Here is a 15,943-nt window from a genome sequence, read left to right on the forward strand (position 1 = left end):
CAACGCCGGCGATATGTGCGGTCAGTCTTCGGCGGTGCCGTGGCCGCGCTTGGCGATCAGCGCGGTACGGATGAAATCCATGACGGGCTTGCCGTCCTGATTGAACGCGCGCGTGTGCACCGTGACGATGCCCTGCGTCGGGCGCGATTTCGATTCGCGCACTTCGAGCACTTCCGACTCCGCATAAAGCGTATCGCCCGCAAAAACAGGGCCCGTCAGGCGAATTTCCTTCCAGCCGAGATTGGCGATGGCCTTGCCGCTCACGTCGTTCACCGACATGCCGAGCACGATCGCGACCGTGAGGCCGCTGCTCACGAGAAGCTTGCCGAACTCGCTCTTCGAGGCGTGATGCGCGTCGCAGTGCATCGGATGAAAGTTCATCGTCAGCAGCGAGAACTGAATGTTGTCCGCGTCTGTGATCGTGCGGCCCGGGCGATGCTCGTATATATCGCCGACTGTGAAATCCTCCAGATAACGGCCGTAACTCGCCCGATATCGCTGCTTGCCTACTCTGTCCGAATGCATTGCGTCATGCCTCCTGTCTTAAACATCACTTTGTACGGACAAAGTATCAGGCGCAGCGCAGCCGACGTCAAGCAGGAATGGATTGCGGTAAACCCTCGCTTACTTAGCGGGGCTGGCGGGCGGCGGCGGCGGGCACTGCATGTCCGCGCCTTTCGCGCCATCGAGATTCTTCAGCGATACGAGCAGCCTGCTTCCCGTGTTCGCCGTGATGATGTGCCCGTAACTGACGGTCGGGATGAACTTGATATCGGGCGCGACGGCGACGGGCGGAGTCTGCGCGCCATCGACGGTCAGATCGAGTTCGACGGTGATCGAATCGATCGCCACGCCGTAGTTCTGCTTGCGCTCGGCCTGCGTCTTCCGGAAGTTGCACACGCCATCGAGGACGTTCTGAAGCGCCGTGGGTATGTCCACCGATTTGCCCGGCGGAATCGGCGGCGTGTTGCACGCGGCGAGAAGGATCGGCAACGCAAGAACCGGCAGCGAGACGAAGGCGCGCATCGAATTCTCCCAGCCCCTGGCGGGGCAACAGTATCCGGTAAATGACCGCTTGAACTGAATCCGTTTTCGTCTACAACCTTATTGTCACGTGTCTCTTCGAACGGGTAGAAACAAGCAATATCACACGCTCGCCTTTCGAGCATGAACTGCGTGGCAATACGCCGTGAACGGAAGTCTTCAACAAGAGAAGACGATGGCAAACGCATCGGGGAGATTCATCGCGATCGTCGGCGCCGTGCTGCTCGCGCTGCTGACATCGGGCGCGCCCGTCCTCGCGGCGGGATCGGACACGCTCGCGCAAGTCAAGGCGCGCGGCGTTCTGCGATGCGGCGTCAGCGACGGCATCGCGGGCTTTTCACAGCAGGATGCGTCCGGACACTGGTCGGGCATCGACGCGGACTTCTGCCGCGCGGTGGCCGCCGCGACGCTCGGCGACGCGAACAAGGTCGCCTTCGTTCCACTCAGGACGTCCGCGCGTTTTCCGGCGCTCAGGACGGGCCGCGTCGATCTGCTCGCGCGCAACACGACCTGGACGCTGCTGCGCGAAGGCACGCTCGCCGTGCAGTTCGCGGGCGTGCTGTTCTATGACGCTCAGGCGTTCATGGTGCCGGCGAAGAGCGGCATTCGCACGCTCGCGTCGCTCAGGGGCGCCACGGTCTGCGTGCAACGCGAGACCACGAGCGAAAGCAATCTCGCCGGCTATTCGAATGCGAACGCGCTCGACCTGAAGCCGCTCGTGCTCGGCTCGGTGACGGAACTGGAGCACGCGTTCGTCTCCGGCCGATGCGGCGCCGTGACCGCCGATACCTCCCTGCTCGCCACGCTGCGCAGCCGCGCGCCGGGCGGCCCGTCGTCCATGACGATCCTGACCGAGCGAATCTCGAAGCAGCCGCACGCGCCCGCCGTGCGCGGCGACGATCACCGCTGGCTCGTCATCGTCCGCTGGGTGCTCTTCACGCTCATCACCGCCGAAGAAGTCGGCGTGACGCGGAGCAACGAAGCGGAGCGCGTCCGCGATCCGATCGTGGCCCGCGCGCTCGTGCCGGATGCGAGCGTCACCGCGACGCTCGGCATCGACCCCGGCTGGACGATTCGTGCGCTGAAAAGCGCCGGCAATTACGGAGAAATGTTCGACCGCAATCTCGGCACCGGAAGTCCGCTCAAACTCGAACGCGGACTGAACGAACTCTACCGACGCGGCGGCCTGATGTACGCGCCGCCGATGCAATAGCGCCCGCGCGAGCCCATCATGAGCGATTGGCAAATCTATCTCGTAGTCGGCGTGTTCTCGGCGGTGATCCTCGTGATCGCCTTCGATCTGATCGACATGGCCGTCGCCGCGCTCGTCGGTGCAAGCGTGCTGATCGCGCTCGGCATCATCGACGAGCAGGATCTGATCGCGACCGCGCGCACCGCGGCAGGACCGATCAGCCTGCTGTTCGGCGGCATGATCGTCGCGCGGATTCTTTCGACGACGGGTCTCTTCGATCTCGTCGGCGAATACTATCTGCGCGCGACGGCGGGCAGCGGCAAGCGCTTCCTGCTTCTCTTGATCGTGATCGTCGCGCCGCTATGCGCCTTGCTTCCCAACGCGACGACGGTGATCCTGCTCGCGCCGATCATCGTTCGCGTCGCGCGCGCGCTCGAACTCGATATCGTGCCGCCGCTGATCCTCACCGCCCTGCTCAGCAACGCCGCCGGCCTGCTGACGCTCGTCGGCGATCCGGCGACGTTTCTCGTCGGCAGTTCGATCGGCATGAGCTTCGGCGAGTATCTGCGGCGCGCGAGCCTCGGTGGTCTGCTCGCGATCATCGTCGTGATTCCGCTCTTGCCGATCCTCATGCGCGGCATCTGGCGCAGCGTCACGCCGCTACCGCCGCGCAGCCCGGGAACGAAGCTCAAGCGGCCCGTGTACGCGGCGCTCGCCGTCGTCGTGCTCGCGCTGATGATGGTCCTCTTCGTGCTCGGCGAAGAGTTGCCGACGCGCATCGTGCCACCCGTCGTCGCCGTGATCGCGAGTGCGCTCGCGCTGCTCGTCGCGTATGCGTTCAGGGTCGAGCCGACCGATCGCGTGCTGCGCGACGTCGACTGGAAGACGCTGCTGTTCCTCACCTGCATTTTCTGTCTCGTGCAGGGCATGGCCAAGACGGGACTGCTGCAAGTCATGTCGCTCAAGCTGTATGAAGTGTTCGGCACGCGACTCGCGCTCGTCGCGCTCGCGATGATCGGCGGCATCGGCCTGCTCTCTTCCGTGCTCGCGAACGTGCCGGTCGCGGCTGCGTCGATCGTGATGGTCAAGGGCTATCTCGTCACGGCGGAATTCGTGCCGGAGGCCGCGCTCTCCGACCAGTTCACGCAGTGGCCCGACGCGGTGATTCCGGTCTTCATCGGCATGATGTACGGCGCGACGCTCGGCGGCAACGCGACGCTCGTCGGCTCGGCGGCGAACATCGTGGCAGCGGGAATCTGCGCGCAGGAAGGCGCGCCGGTCAGCTTCGGGCGCTTTCTGCGCTATGGATTGCCGTTCACCTTATGTCAGCTTGCGATCACGGCGGTGTATGTGATCGTGCTCGGGCATGTTCTTCGCTGATCTTCGTAAGCGTCTGCATAAAGAATCGTTCGCTGCCCCATTCAGGAAATGGATACCCTGCATTCGAACATTTAATTTGTCGATAGCGCGCATCTCCGATATTTTGTATGTGTTCTGCCGGGTAAATTCGTCGCGCCTGTCATTCGCGTCCGGGAAAGCCGGACGACCAAGGCGTCGAAATCACGACGACGGCGTGAACCTAACGGAGACTTTCGTATGTCAAGCAACACGTACTACGCGCCGCACGGCGGTCATCCATCGCAGACCGAGCTGCTCACCGATCGCGCGATGTTCACTGAAGCGTATGCCGTCATTCCCAAAGGCGTGATGCGCGATATCGTCACGAGTCATCTGCCGTTCTGGGACAAGACGCGTCTCTGGGTGCTCGCGCGTCCGCTTACCGGATTCGCCGAGACGTTCTCGCAATACATCATGGAAGTGGCGCCGGGCGGCGGCAGCGAAAAGCCCGAACAGGACCCGAATGCCGAAGGCGTGCTGTTCGTCGTCGAAGGCGAGATCGAACTGACTTTGCAAGGCACCTTGCATGTTCTGAAGACAGGCGGGTATGCGTTCATTCCGCCCGGCACGAACTGGCAGTTGCGCAATCGTCATAAGGATGCGGCGCGTTTTCACTGGGTTCGCAAGCACTATGAAGCCGTCGATGGCGTGCCGCTTCCCGAAGCGTTCGTCACGAACGAGCAGGACATCGAGCCGATTCCGATGCCGGGCACCGAAGGCCGCTGGGTGACGACGCGTTTCGTCGATACCAGCGACATGCGTCACGACATGCACGTCAACATCGTTACGTTCCAGCCGGGCGGCGTGATTCCGTTCGCAGAAACGCACGTGATGGAGCACGGCCTGTATGTGCTCGAAGGCAAGGCGGTGTATCGGCTGAATCAGGACTGGGTCGAAGTCGAAGCCGGCGACTTCATGTGGCTGCGCGCATTCTGTCCGCAAGCCTGTTATGCGGGCGGACCGAGCCGCTTCCGCTATCTGCTGTACAAGGACGTGAACCGCCATATGAAGCTGACGCTCAACGCACCGCGTTGAGCGTCATGCGCGAGGCGGCGTCAGCACGCCGTCGCGCGCGACGATACGTCCGTTCGCAACGACGAGCTTGCGCACGGGCCGCGTCACGACCGCATGGGCGACGGTCTCGGCATCGACGAGCACGAGATCCGCGCGCGCGCCCACGCGCAGGCCGTAGTCCGCGAAACCGCAGCCGCGCGCTGCCGCATCGCTCACGCAATCGAACGCGATCGTGAGATCGTCGTCGCGCCGCAAGTCGTAGCGCATGCCGATCAGCATCGCGCGTTCGAGCATGTCGGGCACGCCGTACGGCGTCCATGTATCGCGGATGCCGTCGTTGCCGCCGAACATCGTGATGCCCTTCTCGCGGCATAGCTTGAGCGGCGGCACCGTGCACGAAGGCGGCGCGCTCGTCAGCAGCGCCACGCGCAAATCAGCGATGCGATCGAGCAGCACATCGCGCTCGCGCTCCGGCAGCGCGCCAAGACAAAAGCCGTGACTGACGACGACCTGTCCCTGCATGCCCGACGCTTGCACGCGATCCAGCAGCAGTTTCAGCGTGAACGCGCCGATCTCGCCCGGTTCGTGCAGATGGATGTCGATCGGCTTGCGATAGCGTTGCGCGAGCGCCAAGGTCGCGTTCAACGATGCGACCGGATCGCCGTCGATCAACGCGGGATCGAGCGCGCCGAGCACATCGGCGCCTTCTGCGAGCGCTTCGCCGAGCAGCTCGACGGTGCCCGGACGAATCAGCATGCCCGACTGCGGAAACGCGACGATCTGCATGTCGAGCGTATCGCGCATCGTCTGCCGTGTTGCGAGTACGCCTTCGAGATGGCGCAGGCGTGCGTCGGTGTCGATATCGACGTGCGTGCGCAGACGCGTCGTGCCCGCAGCCACGAATGCACGCGACAGCGCGAGCGATTGCGCGGCCGCATCGTGTCCCGATGTCCTGCGCCATTCGCGTTCGTTGCCGATGCGATCGGTGAGCAGCGGGCCGACTTCGTTGCGATACCACGGACGCCCCCAGTTGCTCTTATCGACATGCGTATGACCTTCGACGAAGCCCGGCAGCAGCAACGCGCCGCCGCCGTCTTCGATCTGCGCATCGCGTGGGGCGGCGGCATCTGCGCCGAGCGCGTCGATACGACCATCGACGATGGATACGGAAACCTGTTGGCCATCGGCCAGGCGGACATTGCAGAGATAGAGAGAACGAGTCATGTCGGCGATATCGGTAAGCGGACGCACTGCCCTACCGGAACACTATCACGCGATTGCCAGCGCCCTTCGCGCGTGATAGAAGTCGATGTCCCATTCGAAGATCCATCGGGTCGATGAAACACCTTCCCAACGCACGCACGCCGCTGTTCGACCTCGACTTGTTGAAGGCCATCGTCATGGTGGCCGATTGCGGCACCTTCACCGCCGCATCCGCGCGGCTTCATTCGACGCAATCGACGATCAGCCAGAAGGTGCGCCGGCTCGAGGACATGGCGGGGCACAAGCTGCTCGAACGCGGCAGCGGCGATGTTCGCCCGACCGACGCCGGTGAAACCCTGCTCGCCTACGCGCGCCGCATGCTCGCGCTCAACGACGAAATGATCGAGGCGCTATCGGGCGCGAACGTCGGCGTGACGGTCCGGCTCGGCGTGCCGGAAGACTTCGTCGGCGGACCGACGACGCACATGCTCGCGGCCTTCAATCGCAAGCATCCGCAAGTGAAGCTCGAAGTGACGAGCGGACTGGTCCGCGATCTGAGCAACAGCTACGATCGCGGCGATCTCGATCTCGTCCTCGTGAAGCAGCGGCGCAATAGCCGCGAAGCCGTCGCGACATGGCCCGAGCAATTGCGATGGATCGACAGCGCGACGAATCCGTCGATTCAACTCGATCCGATTCCGCTCGTCGCGTTTCCGCCGCGCGGGCTGTATCGCGACGACATGACCCATGCGATCGAAAGCATCGGCCGACGCTGGCGGCTCGCGTTCATCTGTTCGAGTCTGAGCGGCATCCAGGCGGCCGTCGCCGATGGTCTGGGCATCAGCCTGCTTCCGGCGCGCGCCGTATCGCCGGATCACGTCGTGCTGACAGCGAAAAGCGGCTTGCCCGCCATCGAGACAATGGATATCGCGCTGCTGCATCACCCGACTGCCGATGCCGTTGTGAAGGAACTCGCGCGGGCCTTGTCGCGCATGTTCGGGCCGCAGCGTCGTTGAGCGCGTTGTTCAAGGGACGGGCGCGAAAGGACAGTTAGTTGCATGGCTAACTAACCCATCCTCGTTCGATGAGCGGCACGTCCCACGCCGGCTCCGGACCCAGCCGCTCGGCGAGAAATTCGACCAGCGCTTTCACCTTGAGCCCTTGCCGCTGCGTCGCGGGATAGACGGCTGCGAAGTTCATCGGAGAGAGCGCGTAGTCCGGCAGAATCGGCACGAGCGAGCCATTGAGCAGCGACGCGCTCGCGACGAGCGTCGGCAGGCACACCACGCCGCCGCCCGTCAGCGCGTAGTCGTGCAGCAAGTGCACCGAATTCGAACGCACGATGCCCGGCAGTTCTATTTCGACGACCTCGCTGCCGCGCGTCATCGTCCAGCGATTGCGCGACGGATAGCCCGAGTAAAGCGCCGTCCTGTGATCGAGCAGTTCGCGCGGATGCCGGGGCGCGCCATGTTCGTTCACGTAGGAAGGCGCGGCGCAAAAGAGCCGCCGGACGGTGAAGAGACGCCGCTCGATCAGCGATTCGGAGATCGCCGGAAAGATCTGGAACGCGACGTCGAAGCCCTCTTCGATCGGATCGACGACACGGTCGTTGACGATCACGTCGAGCTGGATGCCGGGATACCGTCGATTGAATTCGGCCAGCGATGCGCCGAAGTGACCCAGCGCGAAGCCCGGCAACATCTGAATGCGCAGCCGCCCGGTCGGTGTCGCGCGCAACTCGCGCATCTGGTCGGTCAGTTCGTTGACGCGCCCCACCACTTCCGCGCAGTCCCGATAGAACGCCTCGCCGACATCGGATAGCCTGACGTGCCGCGTGCTGCGATGAAACAGCGGCACATTGAGGAATTTCTCCAACTGCTGAATGCGCGTGGTGACGACCGAACTGGCGACGCCGAGCTGCCGCGCCGCTTCCGCGAAGCTGCTGGTCTCCGCCACGCGCACGAAGGCCTCTATGCTGAGAAAACGATCCATGCTGGTCCCTTTCGAGCGTGTCCAGCATGTCAGTGTATCCGCAGCGCGCGTATGCGCTTACTCGGGCTGCTCGCCTCCGACGAGCCCCACGCCGCGCGCTTTTCCGCGCACGCGGGCGGGCGCGGTCTCTTCGAGCAGCAGGCTCACGCCGATGCCCAGAATCACCGCGCAAATCGGGAGCCAGAGAATATTCTGGATTCCGAATCGTGTAGCGACGAAACCCGCGATCGCGGGCGCCACGCCGCCGCCGAAGATCTCGCCCGCGCCGACGACGATGCCGATCGCCGTCGACACCATGCCGATCGGCGCCGCTTCCGTCGCGACCGGCCCTGACAGCAGCGAAACGAGGCCGAGCGTGAAGAACGACGCCACGAACAGCACGATGAACAGAACGAGCGGCTGCGCCCCGACGCCGCGAAACACGTACAGCATGACGGCCGTGCCCGCGAAACCGGCGATGCTCGCAAGCCGCCGTCCGACGAGATCGGAGAGTCCCGGCAACGCGAACTGGCCGACGAATCCGCCAAAGCCAATCGCCGATACGACGATGCCCATGCGCTGCGTGTCGAGCGCGAGATAGTCGGTGAGGTAAAGCGGCAGCATCGCGCCGAGCACGAAGACGCCCGTCATCGCGCAGAAGAGCGCGACCATCGCGACGGGAATGTTGCGGCTCTTCAGCACGTCGCGCCAGTTGCCCTTCGCGGCCTGCTGTTGCGCAGGCGCCGACGCCGGTTCGCGAATCACGAAGAACATCAGCACGCCGAGTATCAAGCCGGGAATGGACACGAGCGCGAACACCCAGCGCCACGACACGACGTTGAGCAGTTGCGTCGCGATGATCGGCGAAAGCGCAAGCCCGAAGAGCGCGAATCCGCTTTGCTGCAGCCCGAGATTGAAGCCGCGCCGCTTCGGATGCGAGGCGTCGGCGGTCGCGGCGAAACTCGTCGGACAGAACGAGCCTTCGGCGACGCCCATCAGCGAGCGCACGGCGAGCAGGCTGGCGAGGCCGCCCGCGACGCCCGAAAATCCGGATAGCAGCGAAAACGCGATGATCGCGGGAATCAGCACTTTGCGACGTCCGATCTTGTCGGAGATGCCGCCCATCAGCGCGGCGAACACGCCCCACGACAGCCCCAGTATGCCGATGCAGTTGCCGACATCCTGCGCGGTGAGATGCAGGTCCTTCATCATTGCCGGAAAGAGCGGCGCGATCAGCCATCGATCGAGGCCGACAAGGCCGAATCCGAGCGCAAGCAGCGTCACGGCTTTCCATTCGTAGGACGTATCCCACCGGTTCGAGGTCATCTTTGTCTCCTGAGTCAGAATCGCGCGCCGCGTGGTTGAAATGCGGCATCGTCGACGCAACAGAGGGTGACTCAGACGCGCTTCGAAAAGAACGGGCGAACCGCCGAATGCGTCATTCGCGATTCGCAAACAATGGCGCGGCTGCAGCGCTCGCCGGGCTGCGCGAAGCAGTTCGAGCGGATTTCCGCTCAACTAGGGATACTTCCGATAGACGCCCCGAACCGGAGGAAAACGCAACATGAAAACACTATCGATGATCCCGGCGCTCGCCATTGCGCTCGCCGGTTGTGCCGCAGGCGGCTCGCAGCCAGGCGCGCCGAATCTGAGCGCTGCGCAATGCCGCGATCTCACCGCGCTCAGAAACCACGCGCCGCTGACGCGCGAGCGCAATCTGAGCGAACTGGCCGCGCTCGAACGAGCGGGCTACGTTCCGTCGAAATTTTTCGACCCGTACTATCCCGACGATCTGCATGCGGCGCAACGTCAGGTCGATATCTGGTACCGGACGGAATGCCCGGAGGCGCGGACGAATTGAGGCCAAAGGGCTGTCGATATAATGGCCCTTCCGTTCAACGAGGTTATCGCATGAAATCAGTCATCGCTCTGCTCGCCGCATCCGCCATCGCAACCACCGCGTTCGCCGCCAACACCACCGAGAAGCTGCCGTCGGGTGTCGTCGTCGAGCACCTCAAGCAAGGCACCGGCGCGCAACCCACCGCCGACGACACCGTGAGCGTCAACTATCGCGGCACGCTCGCCGACGGCACCGAATTCGACAGCTCGAGCAAGCACGGCGGCCCCGCGACCTTCCCGCTCAACCGCGTGATTCCGTGCTGGACGCAAGGCGTGCAGAAGATCAAGGTCGGCGGCAAGGCGAAGCTGACCTGCCCGGCCGCAACCGCCTACGGCAGCCGCGGCGTCGGCACGATTCCGCCGAACAGCGACCTGACGTTCGAAGTCGAACTGCTCGAGATCAAGAAGTAATCGAAGCACGCGCAATCGCGGACGATGCGCTTTCTAAGCGGCCTCGTCCCGCAATTGCGCGAGCGATGCACGCTGCCTGCCGTTCACGTCGAAGTTATCGTCGGCGAGCCAGCGTTCGAAGCCGCGCCGGATGCGCGGCCAGTCCTTATCGATGATCGCGTACCACGCCGTATCGCGATTGCGTCCCTTGTAGACGATCGCCTGCCTGAAGATGCCTTCGAACTCGAAGCCGAGCCGAAGCGCCGCCTTGCGCGAAGGCGCGTTCAGGCTGTCGCACTTCCATTCGTAGCGCCTGTAGCCCAAATCGTCGAAAACATGGCGCATCAGCAGATATTGCGCTTCCGTCGATATGCGCGTCTGCTTGAGCAGGGGCGAGAACGTGACGCTGCCCATTTCGATGACGCCATGCACAGGCTCGATCCGCATCAGCGCGAGCGTGCCGACCGCCTTGCCGCTCGCCGAATCGATGACCGTGTAATGCAGCGGATCGGCGGACGCGGCGGCTTTCGCCAGATAGTCGCGAAAGGTTTCGAAATCCGCGAACGGCCCGACGAAAAGATAAGTCCAGTCGCTGCCGTCCGGTGCGCGGCCGTAGGCATCGAAGAGATCGGCCGCGTGGCGATCCAAGTCGAGCGGCTCGATGCGGCAATGCCTGCCGTCGATGCCGATGCGCGCCGGGCGCTCACGCGTTTTCCAGTCCGTTACCGCTTCGCCGATCGGCTGCTGATATTCGTTGGTTCTCGTCATGCGTGAAGCGCTCCGTTGCGTGAAAGGGCAACTCGCAGTCTAAAAGCTCGGCCATCGAAAATCGAGCGATTCTGAAATTTCGGAATGCGGCGCGTGCCGCGAACCTCGCCTTCGGAAAACTTCGCGCATCTGTTCGATCCGCTCGTCACGACCAAGCCGCGCGGACACGGACCCGGCCTCGGGCTCGCGATCACGTCGCCCATCGTCGACGGATTCGGCGCGCGGATCGCGGCTGTCAATCGCGAAGAAGGTGGCGCACAATTCACCATCGCATTGGTGGCGGCGAACGGCCGGAGCATCGACAGTGCATGAAAGCATGAACGTTTCGACGCGCTGGACACGGTCATCGAGGAACTCGAACGCAAGGAGAAACGTGATGGTCGCAAGCAGAGAAAATGAGTCCGCCCGCACGAACAACCGCACGAGCAACCGCACCGCATCGGAGCGCAAGTCCGAGCGCGAGATGGTCATCACGCGAATCTTCGACGCGCCGCCGCGGCTCGTGTTCGAAGCGTGGACCACGCCCGAGCTTTTCCGGCAATGGTGGGTACCGAAGTCGAGCGGTGCGACCCTGCTCTCGTGCGAACAGGACGTGCGTGTCGGCGGGCGCTATCGGCTGGCGTTCGCTCATCCCGAGGCATCGGCGCCCATGGCGTTCTTCGGCAGATACCTCGACGTGGTTCCGGATGCGCGCCTCGTCTGGACCAACGAGGAAAGCGACGATGGCGCCGTCACGACCGTGACCTTCGAAGAGAAGGATGGCAAGACGCTGCTCGTGATGCACGAGCTGTATCCGTCGAAGGAAGCGCTCGACGTCGCCATCGAGGGAATGGACGAAGCAATGCCCGAAACGTTCGAGCAACTGGACGAATTCCTGATTCAGCGCGGCGCGTTCCCCGGTAGGTCTTGATGAACGCAAATATGGCCCGATCAGCGCAAGCCGATCGGGCCATTTGTCATTTCGCGTGAAGTACGAGCGCGATCAGAACTGGTTCATCGTGTTGTCTTTCCCCGCCGCCTTCAAAGCCGCTTCGCCGCTGAAATACTCCTTGTGATCGTCGCCGATGTCCGAGCCGGACATGTTCTGGTGCTTCACGCACGCGATGCCCTGACGGATTTCCTTGCGCTGCACGCCCGCCACATAACCCAGCATGCCCTGGTCGCCGAAGTATTCCTTGGCGAGATTGTCGGTCGACAGCGCGGCCGTGTGATACGTCGGCAGCGTGATCAGATGATGGAAGATGCCCGCTTCGCGCGACGCGTCGGCCTGGAAGGTGCGGATCTTTTCATCGGCGAGCTGCGCGAGTTCGGTCTGATCGTATTCCACGCTCATCAACTGGGCGCGGTCGTAGGCCGAAACATCCTTGCCCGCGGCCTTCATCGCGTCGTACGCCTGCTGGCGGAAGTTCAGCGTCCAGTTGAACGACGGGCTGTTGTTGTACACCAGCTTGGCGTTCGGAATGACCTTGCGGATCTCGCTGACCATGCCGCCGATCTGCGCGATATGCGGTTTCTCGGTTTCGATCCACAGCAGGTCGGCGCCGTTCTGCAGCGCGGTGACGCAATCCAGCACGCAGCGCGCCTCGCCCGAGCCGGCACGGAACTGGAACAGGTTGCTCGGCAGGCGCTTGGGACGCAGCAGCTTGCCGTCACGCTTGATGATGACGTCGCCATTGCCCAGTTCGTCCGCCGTCAGTTCTTCGCAATCGAGGAACGAATTGTATTGATCGCCCAGGTCGCCCGGTGTGCGCGTCACGGCAATCTGCTTGGTGAGGCCCGCGCCGAGCGAATCGGTACGCGCCACGATGATGCCGTCGTCGACACCGAGTTCCAGGAACGCGTAACGGATCGCGCGAATCTTGGCGAGGAAATCCTCGTGCGGCACGGTGACTTTCCCGTCCTGGTGACCGCACTGCTTCTCGTCGGACACCTGATTTTCGATCTGGATGCAGCACGCGCCCGCTTCGATGAACTGCTTGGCAAGCAGATACGTCGCTTCCGCGTTGCCGAAACCCGCGTCGATGTCGGCGATGATCGGCACGACGTGCGTCACGTGGTTGTCGATCTTTTCCTGAATGGCGGCCTTGGCAGCGCCTTCGGCCGCATCGAGCTGACGGAACAGGCCGCCCAACTCACGCGCGTCGGCCTGGCGCAGGAACGTGTACAACTCGCGGATCAGCGCGCTGACCGAGGTTTTTTCGTGCATCGACTGATCCGGCAGCGGACCGAACTCGGAGCGCAGCGCGGCGACCATCCAGCCGGACAGATAAAGGTAACGGCGCTCGGTGCTGTTGAAGTGCTTCTTGATGGAGATCATCTTCTGCTGGCCGATGAATCCGTGCCAGCAACCGAGCGACTGCGTGTACTTCGACGGGTCGGCGTCGTAGGCGGCCATGTCGGCACGCATGATTTTCGCCGTGTACTTCGCGATGTCGAGGCCCGTCTTGAACTTGTTCTGCGCACGCATGCGCGCGGCATATTCGGGATTGATGGCACTCCACGCGCTGCCGTGATTCTCTTTCAAACCGGCAACTGCCTTGATGTCGTCTTGATACTGGGCCATGTGACTCTCCTAAGAACAAAGCGCGTTAGATGAATAGTCGAAGCGAAACCGCATGACTACATGGTAACGCCCTTTCTTTGCTGGCGAGCCAAGTCTTATATAAGACACAAGACAGTATTTATCGTTTTAAATCAACGAGATGGCCGATCGTTTTTGCGATGCAAAACACGCTTTCAAGCCGCGAAAAGTCGAAGCGCCGCACGCGCGACGCGTGTCCCGCGATGTGAAACGCGCTTTCGAAAAATGGATGCGTGCGGCGAGCCGCCGGGATCACTCGACTGCGGCCAGCGCCAGATCGATTCCCGATTGACGGATGCCCGTTGCGGCAGCCGGGGCGAGGCCATCGTCGGTGATGACCTGATCGAAGCTTTCGAGACTCGCTACCTTGTATAGCCCGACCGTTCCGTATTTCGAACTCGCGACCGTGAGCACGTTGCGCGAGGCGGCTTCCATCGCAGCGAGCTTGACTTCGACTTTCGGCGCGGAAGGCGTGGTCACGCCACGGCGCAAGTCCCACGAACTCGCCGAGATGAACGCGACGTCGAGCACGACCTGGCGCAGCGTCGCCGCCGCGAGCGTGCCGACGCTCGACAGGTTCCGGTGATCGAGCTGTCCGCCGATGTGTATGACGTTCACATGCGTCGCGCTGGCGAGTTCGCGCACGATCTGGAAGTCGTTGGTCACGACCGTCATGTCCGACAGCTCGACGATATGCGGCACGAACGACAGCATGGTCGTGCCGGCATCGAGATAGATCGACATGCCGGAGCGCAGACCTTCTGCGGCGCGGCGCGCGATGGCCTGCTTCTGCGGCTGTTCGACGACCGCCTTCGACTGATGGCTCGGCTCGCTGTTCAGATGACTCGCGATCCGCACGCCGCCCGGCACCGTATAGACGAATCCGGCTTCCTCGAGTGCGGCGATATCGCGCCGCACCGTCATGTGCGAACAGTTGAACGATTCCATCAGCTGATGCACCGACAGCACCTTGTCCCGGCGCAACTGGCGCAGCATGGCCTCGCGCCGCTGATCGGGAATCAGCGGGACATCGGATGCATCGGGTTTGGCCTGGCTCGACATGAGAAAACCTTCATTAAGCGCCCCGGCGCGCGGGCTCGCCGGGGGTCGCTTATCTTAGCCGATGAACATGTTGATGAGCAGCACCCCCGCGAGCCCGACCAGCGACTGCACGCACAGCATCAGCGTCCACGTCCGCAGGGTCTGCGAGACCGTCAGCTGGAAATACTCCTTGAAAAGCCAGAAGCCGGAGTCGTTCACATGCGACAGCATCACCGCGCCGGATGCGGTCGCGAGCACCATCAGTTCCGGCGAGACGCCCGGATGCGACATAAGCAGCGGCGCGACGATGCCCGAAGCCGCCACCGTCGCGACCGTCGCCGAGCCGACGCACACGCGCAGCAGCGCGGCGATCACCCATGCCAGCACGAGCGGGCTCACGGCCCAGCTCGCCGTGTGCGTGACGATGATGGTGTCCAGATGGATCGATGTCAGCATCTGCTTGAAGCCGCCGCCCGCGCCGAGAATCAGCAGGATCGCCGAGAGCGGCGCGATGCCCTTGCCGATCATCTTCTGCATGTCAGCGAGCGGGAATCGCGCCTTGATGCCGAGCGCGAAGAACGCGAAGATCACCGCGGCAAGCAGCGACAGGATCGGATCGTTGAGCGACTGGAAGAACACGTATTGCCCGGTGCCCTTCGTGCTGTAGTCCATCCCGACGGTGCCCGCGAGCATCAGTCCGGGCGGAATCAGCAGGCACAGCACGGACAGCGCGAGCGACACGTCGGTGGCGTTCTCCGCATCGGTGCGCGTGCCGCCGGGGCCCTTCGAAAGATCGGGCGCCGGGCCGAAGCTGCGTCGCGCGAACGCGGTGAAGAGCGGACCGGTAATCACCGCCGCCGGAATCGCGATGATGAGACCGTAAAGCAGCGTGAGGCCGGTGTTGGCGTGATACGCGGTCACGGCGAGCGTCGGCGCCGGATGCGGCGGCAGCAGACCGTGCGACACGTAAAGGCCGGCTGCGAGCGGCAAGCCGATATACAGCAGATGGCTGCCGGTGCGCCGCGCGATCGTATAGACGAGCGGCGCGAGCATGATGAAGCTCACGTCGAACAGATGCGGCATGCCGATCAAGAGCGCCGCCGCGCAGACCGTCCACGGCGCGAGCCACAACGGCCGCTTGCCGACGAACGCATTCGCGATGCGGTCCGCGCCGCCCGTGCCGATCATGATGCCGCCCAGCACCGCGCCCAGACCCACGACCGGCCCGGTGCGCGCCAGCGCGCCGCCGAAGCCCTTCGTGAAGCTGTCGATCGCGTGCTCCGGCGTCACGCCCGCCGCGAGCCCGAGTCCGAGCGCGACCAGCGTCAGCGCGATGAACGGACTCAGCCTGTATCGCGCGATCAAAACGATCAGCACGACAATCGCGATCACGGCCATCGTGATCGTCCCGAATTCTCCCCGCATGGTGTCCCCTTCCTGAT

At 63.4% G+C, this 15,943-nt stretch carries 16 protein-coding genes and 1 pseudogene; 8 read left to right on the plus strand and 9 right to left on the minus strand.

What is annotated here, in order from left to right; all coding sequences use genetic code 11:
- Nucleotides 1–21 precede the first annotated feature (21 nt).
- Together LDZ23_RS27165 and LDZ23_RS27170 are read right to left on the minus strand one after the other, a co-directional pair.
- Nucleotides 22–525 carry a MaoC family dehydratase gene (locus tag LDZ23_RS27165; RefSeq protein ID WP_008346896.1) on the minus strand — a complete coding sequence of 168 codons (504 nt, stop codon included), beginning with the start codon at nucleotides 523–525 and terminating at the stop codon, nucleotides 22–24.
- Between the two features lie 99 nt (nucleotides 526–624).
- On the minus strand, nucleotides 625–1,026 hold the full coding sequence (locus LDZ23_RS27170) for a hypothetical protein (RefSeq protein WP_008346898.1): 402 nt from the start codon (nucleotides 1,024–1,026) through the stop codon (nucleotides 625–627).
- A 193-nt stretch (nucleotides 1,027–1,219) separates the two neighbouring features.
- Between LDZ23_RS27170 and LDZ23_RS27175 the strand changes: the two genes are divergently transcribed.
- From LDZ23_RS27175 to LDZ23_RS27185, 3 genes are all read left to right on the plus strand, one after another.
- Nucleotides 1,220–2,257 (plus strand): amino acid ABC transporter substrate-binding protein, encoded by a 1,038-nt coding sequence (locus LDZ23_RS27175; protein ID WP_008346900.1) that lies wholly within the window; start codon nucleotides 1,220–1,222, stop codon nucleotides 2,255–2,257.
- A gap of 18 nt (nucleotides 2,258–2,275) precedes the next feature.
- Nucleotides 2,276–3,616 carry an ArsB/NhaD family transporter gene (locus LDZ23_RS27180; protein ID WP_008346901.1) on the plus strand — a complete coding sequence of 447 codons (1,341 nt, stop codon included), beginning with the start codon at nucleotides 2,276–2,278 and terminating at the stop codon, nucleotides 3,614–3,616.
- A gap of 216 nt (nucleotides 3,617–3,832) precedes the next feature.
- On the plus strand, nucleotides 3,833–4,669 hold the full coding sequence (locus LDZ23_RS27185) for a bifunctional allantoicase/(S)-ureidoglycine aminohydrolase (protein ID WP_008346903.1): 837 nt from the start codon (nucleotides 3,833–3,835) through the stop codon (nucleotides 4,667–4,669).
- 3 nt (nucleotides 4,670–4,672) lie between these two features.
- Here the strand turns inward: LDZ23_RS27185 and LDZ23_RS27190 are convergent, their stop codons facing one another.
- A complete protein-coding gene (locus LDZ23_RS27190; RefSeq protein WP_008346905.1) occupies nucleotides 4,673–5,872 on the minus strand; it encodes an amidohydrolase family protein in 1,200 nt (399 codons plus the stop codon).
- A 113-nt stretch (nucleotides 5,873–5,985) separates the two neighbouring features.
- On the opposite strand from LDZ23_RS27190, the gene LDZ23_RS27195 reads away from it, so the two are divergent.
- Nucleotides 5,986–6,867 carry a LysR family transcriptional regulator gene (locus tag LDZ23_RS27195; protein ID WP_008346906.1) on the plus strand — a complete coding sequence of 294 codons (882 nt, stop codon included), beginning with the start codon at nucleotides 5,986–5,988 and terminating at the stop codon, nucleotides 6,865–6,867.
- A 46-nt stretch (nucleotides 6,868–6,913) separates the two neighbouring features.
- On the opposite strand, the gene LDZ23_RS27200 is transcribed toward LDZ23_RS27195, so the two are convergent.
- Complete coding sequence (locus tag LDZ23_RS27200; protein ID WP_008346907.1) at nucleotides 6,914–7,843, minus strand: LysR family transcriptional regulator; 930 nt, start codon at nucleotides 7,841–7,843, stop codon at nucleotides 6,914–6,916.
- A 57-nt stretch (nucleotides 7,844–7,900) separates the two neighbouring features.
- Nucleotides 7,901–9,148: an MFS transporter gene (locus tag LDZ23_RS27205; protein ID WP_008346909.1), complete on the minus strand. Its 1,248-nt coding sequence runs from the start codon at nucleotides 9,146–9,148 to the stop codon at nucleotides 7,901–7,903.
- A 238-nt stretch (nucleotides 9,149–9,386) separates the two neighbouring features.
- Between LDZ23_RS27205 and LDZ23_RS27210 the strand changes: the two genes are divergently transcribed.
- Together LDZ23_RS27210 and LDZ23_RS27215 are read left to right on the plus strand one after the other, a co-directional pair.
- A complete protein-coding gene (locus tag LDZ23_RS27210; RefSeq protein ID WP_008346912.1) occupies nucleotides 9,387–9,683 on the plus strand; it encodes a DUF4148 domain-containing protein in 297 nt (98 codons plus the stop codon).
- A 50-nt stretch (nucleotides 9,684–9,733) separates the two neighbouring features.
- Entirely contained in the window at nucleotides 9,734–10,132 is a 399-nt protein-coding gene (locus LDZ23_RS27215) for an FKBP-type peptidyl-prolyl cis-trans isomerase (protein WP_008346914.1), read from the plus strand.
- A gap of 36 nt (nucleotides 10,133–10,168) precedes the next feature.
- Here LDZ23_RS27215 and LDZ23_RS27220 read toward each other — a convergent pair.
- Nucleotides 10,169–10,879: pseudogene (locus tag LDZ23_RS27220) on the minus strand (GNAT family N-acetyltransferase); the annotation flags it as partial.
- A 93-nt stretch (nucleotides 10,880–10,972) separates the two neighbouring features.
- Between LDZ23_RS27220 and LDZ23_RS27225 the strand changes: the two are divergent.
- Together LDZ23_RS27225 and LDZ23_RS27230 are read left to right on the plus strand one after the other, a co-directional pair.
- Entirely contained in the window at nucleotides 10,973–11,191 is a 219-nt protein-coding gene (locus LDZ23_RS27225) for an ATP-binding protein (RefSeq protein WP_404989940.1), read from the plus strand.
- A gap of 64 nt (nucleotides 11,192–11,255) precedes the next feature.
- A complete protein-coding gene (locus LDZ23_RS27230; protein WP_008346919.1) occupies nucleotides 11,256–11,789 on the plus strand; it encodes an SRPBCC family protein in 534 nt (177 codons plus the stop codon).
- 72 nt (nucleotides 11,790–11,861) lie between these two features.
- Here LDZ23_RS27230 and LDZ23_RS27235 read toward each other — a convergent pair whose 3' ends face one another.
- The 3 genes from LDZ23_RS27235 to LDZ23_RS27245 form a co-directional block, all read right to left on the minus strand.
- Nucleotides 11,862–13,442, minus strand: coding sequence for an isocitrate lyase (locus LDZ23_RS27235; protein WP_008346921.1), 1,581 nt, complete (start codon nucleotides 13,440–13,442; stop codon nucleotides 11,862–11,864).
- Nucleotides 13,443–13,712: 270 nt separating this feature from the next.
- Nucleotides 13,713–14,522: a DeoR/GlpR family DNA-binding transcription regulator gene (locus LDZ23_RS27240; RefSeq protein ID WP_008346923.1), complete on the minus strand. Its 810-nt coding sequence runs from the start codon at nucleotides 14,520–14,522 to the stop codon at nucleotides 13,713–13,715.
- A gap of 54 nt (nucleotides 14,523–14,576) precedes the next feature.
- Nucleotides 14,577–15,926 (minus strand): GntT/GntP/DsdX family permease, encoded by a 1,350-nt coding sequence (locus tag LDZ23_RS27245; protein WP_033537184.1) that lies wholly within the window; start codon nucleotides 15,924–15,926, stop codon nucleotides 14,577–14,579.
- Between the last annotated feature and the right edge of the window lie 17 nt (nucleotides 15,927–15,943).

It is taken from the genome of Caballeronia zhejiangensis, assembly GCF_022879815.1.
GTDB lineage: Bacteria > Pseudomonadota > Gammaproteobacteria > Burkholderiales > Burkholderiaceae > Caballeronia > Caballeronia zhejiangensis.

Excerpts from the sequence above, each read along its gene's own strand:
- LDZ23_RS27165 (WP_008346896.1), bottom strand. The coding sequence starts at position 525 with ATGCATTCGGACAGAGTAGGCAAGCAGCGATATCGGGCGAGTTACGGC.
- LDZ23_RS27170 (WP_008346898.1), bottom strand. The coding sequence starts at position 1,026 with ATGCGCGCCTTCGTCTCGCTGCCGGTTCTTGCGTTGCCGATCCTTCTC.
- LDZ23_RS27175 (WP_008346900.1), top strand. The coding sequence starts at position 1,220 with ATGGCAAACGCATCGGGGAGATTCATCGCGATCGTCGGCGCCGTGCTG.
- LDZ23_RS27180 (WP_008346901.1), top strand. The coding sequence starts at position 2,276 with ATGAGCGATTGGCAAATCTATCTCGTAGTCGGCGTGTTCTCGGCGGTG.
- LDZ23_RS27185 (WP_008346903.1), top strand. The coding sequence starts at position 3,833 with ATGTCAAGCAACACGTACTACGCGCCGCACGGCGGTCATCCATCGCAG.
- LDZ23_RS27190 (WP_008346905.1), bottom strand. The coding sequence starts at position 5,872 with ATGACTCGTTCTCTCTATCTCTGCAATGTCCGCCTGGCCGATGGCCAA.
- LDZ23_RS27195 (WP_008346906.1), top strand. The coding sequence starts at position 5,986 with ATGAAACACCTTCCCAACGCACGCACGCCGCTGTTCGACCTCGACTTG.
- LDZ23_RS27200 (WP_008346907.1), bottom strand. The coding sequence starts at position 7,843 with ATGGATCGTTTTCTCAGCATAGAGGCCTTCGTGCGCGTGGCGGAGACC.
- LDZ23_RS27205 (WP_008346909.1), bottom strand. The coding sequence starts at position 9,148 with ATGACCTCGAACCGGTGGGATACGTCCTACGAATGGAAAGCCGTGACG.
- LDZ23_RS27210 (WP_008346912.1), top strand. The coding sequence starts at position 9,387 with ATGAAAACACTATCGATGATCCCGGCGCTCGCCATTGCGCTCGCCGGT.
- LDZ23_RS27215 (WP_008346914.1), top strand. The coding sequence starts at position 9,734 with ATGAAATCAGTCATCGCTCTGCTCGCCGCATCCGCCATCGCAACCACC.
- LDZ23_RS27230 (WP_008346919.1), top strand. The coding sequence starts at position 11,256 with ATGGTCGCAAGCAGAGAAAATGAGTCCGCCCGCACGAACAACCGCACG.
- LDZ23_RS27235 (WP_008346921.1), bottom strand. The coding sequence starts at position 13,442 with ATGGCCCAGTATCAAGACGACATCAAGGCAGTTGCCGGTTTGAAAGAG.
- LDZ23_RS27240 (WP_008346923.1), bottom strand. The coding sequence starts at position 14,522 with ATGTCGAGCCAGGCCAAACCCGATGCATCCGATGTCCCGCTGATTCCC.
- LDZ23_RS27245 (WP_033537184.1), bottom strand. The coding sequence starts at position 15,926 with ATGCGGGGAGAATTCGGGACGATCACGATGGCCGTGATCGCGATTGTC.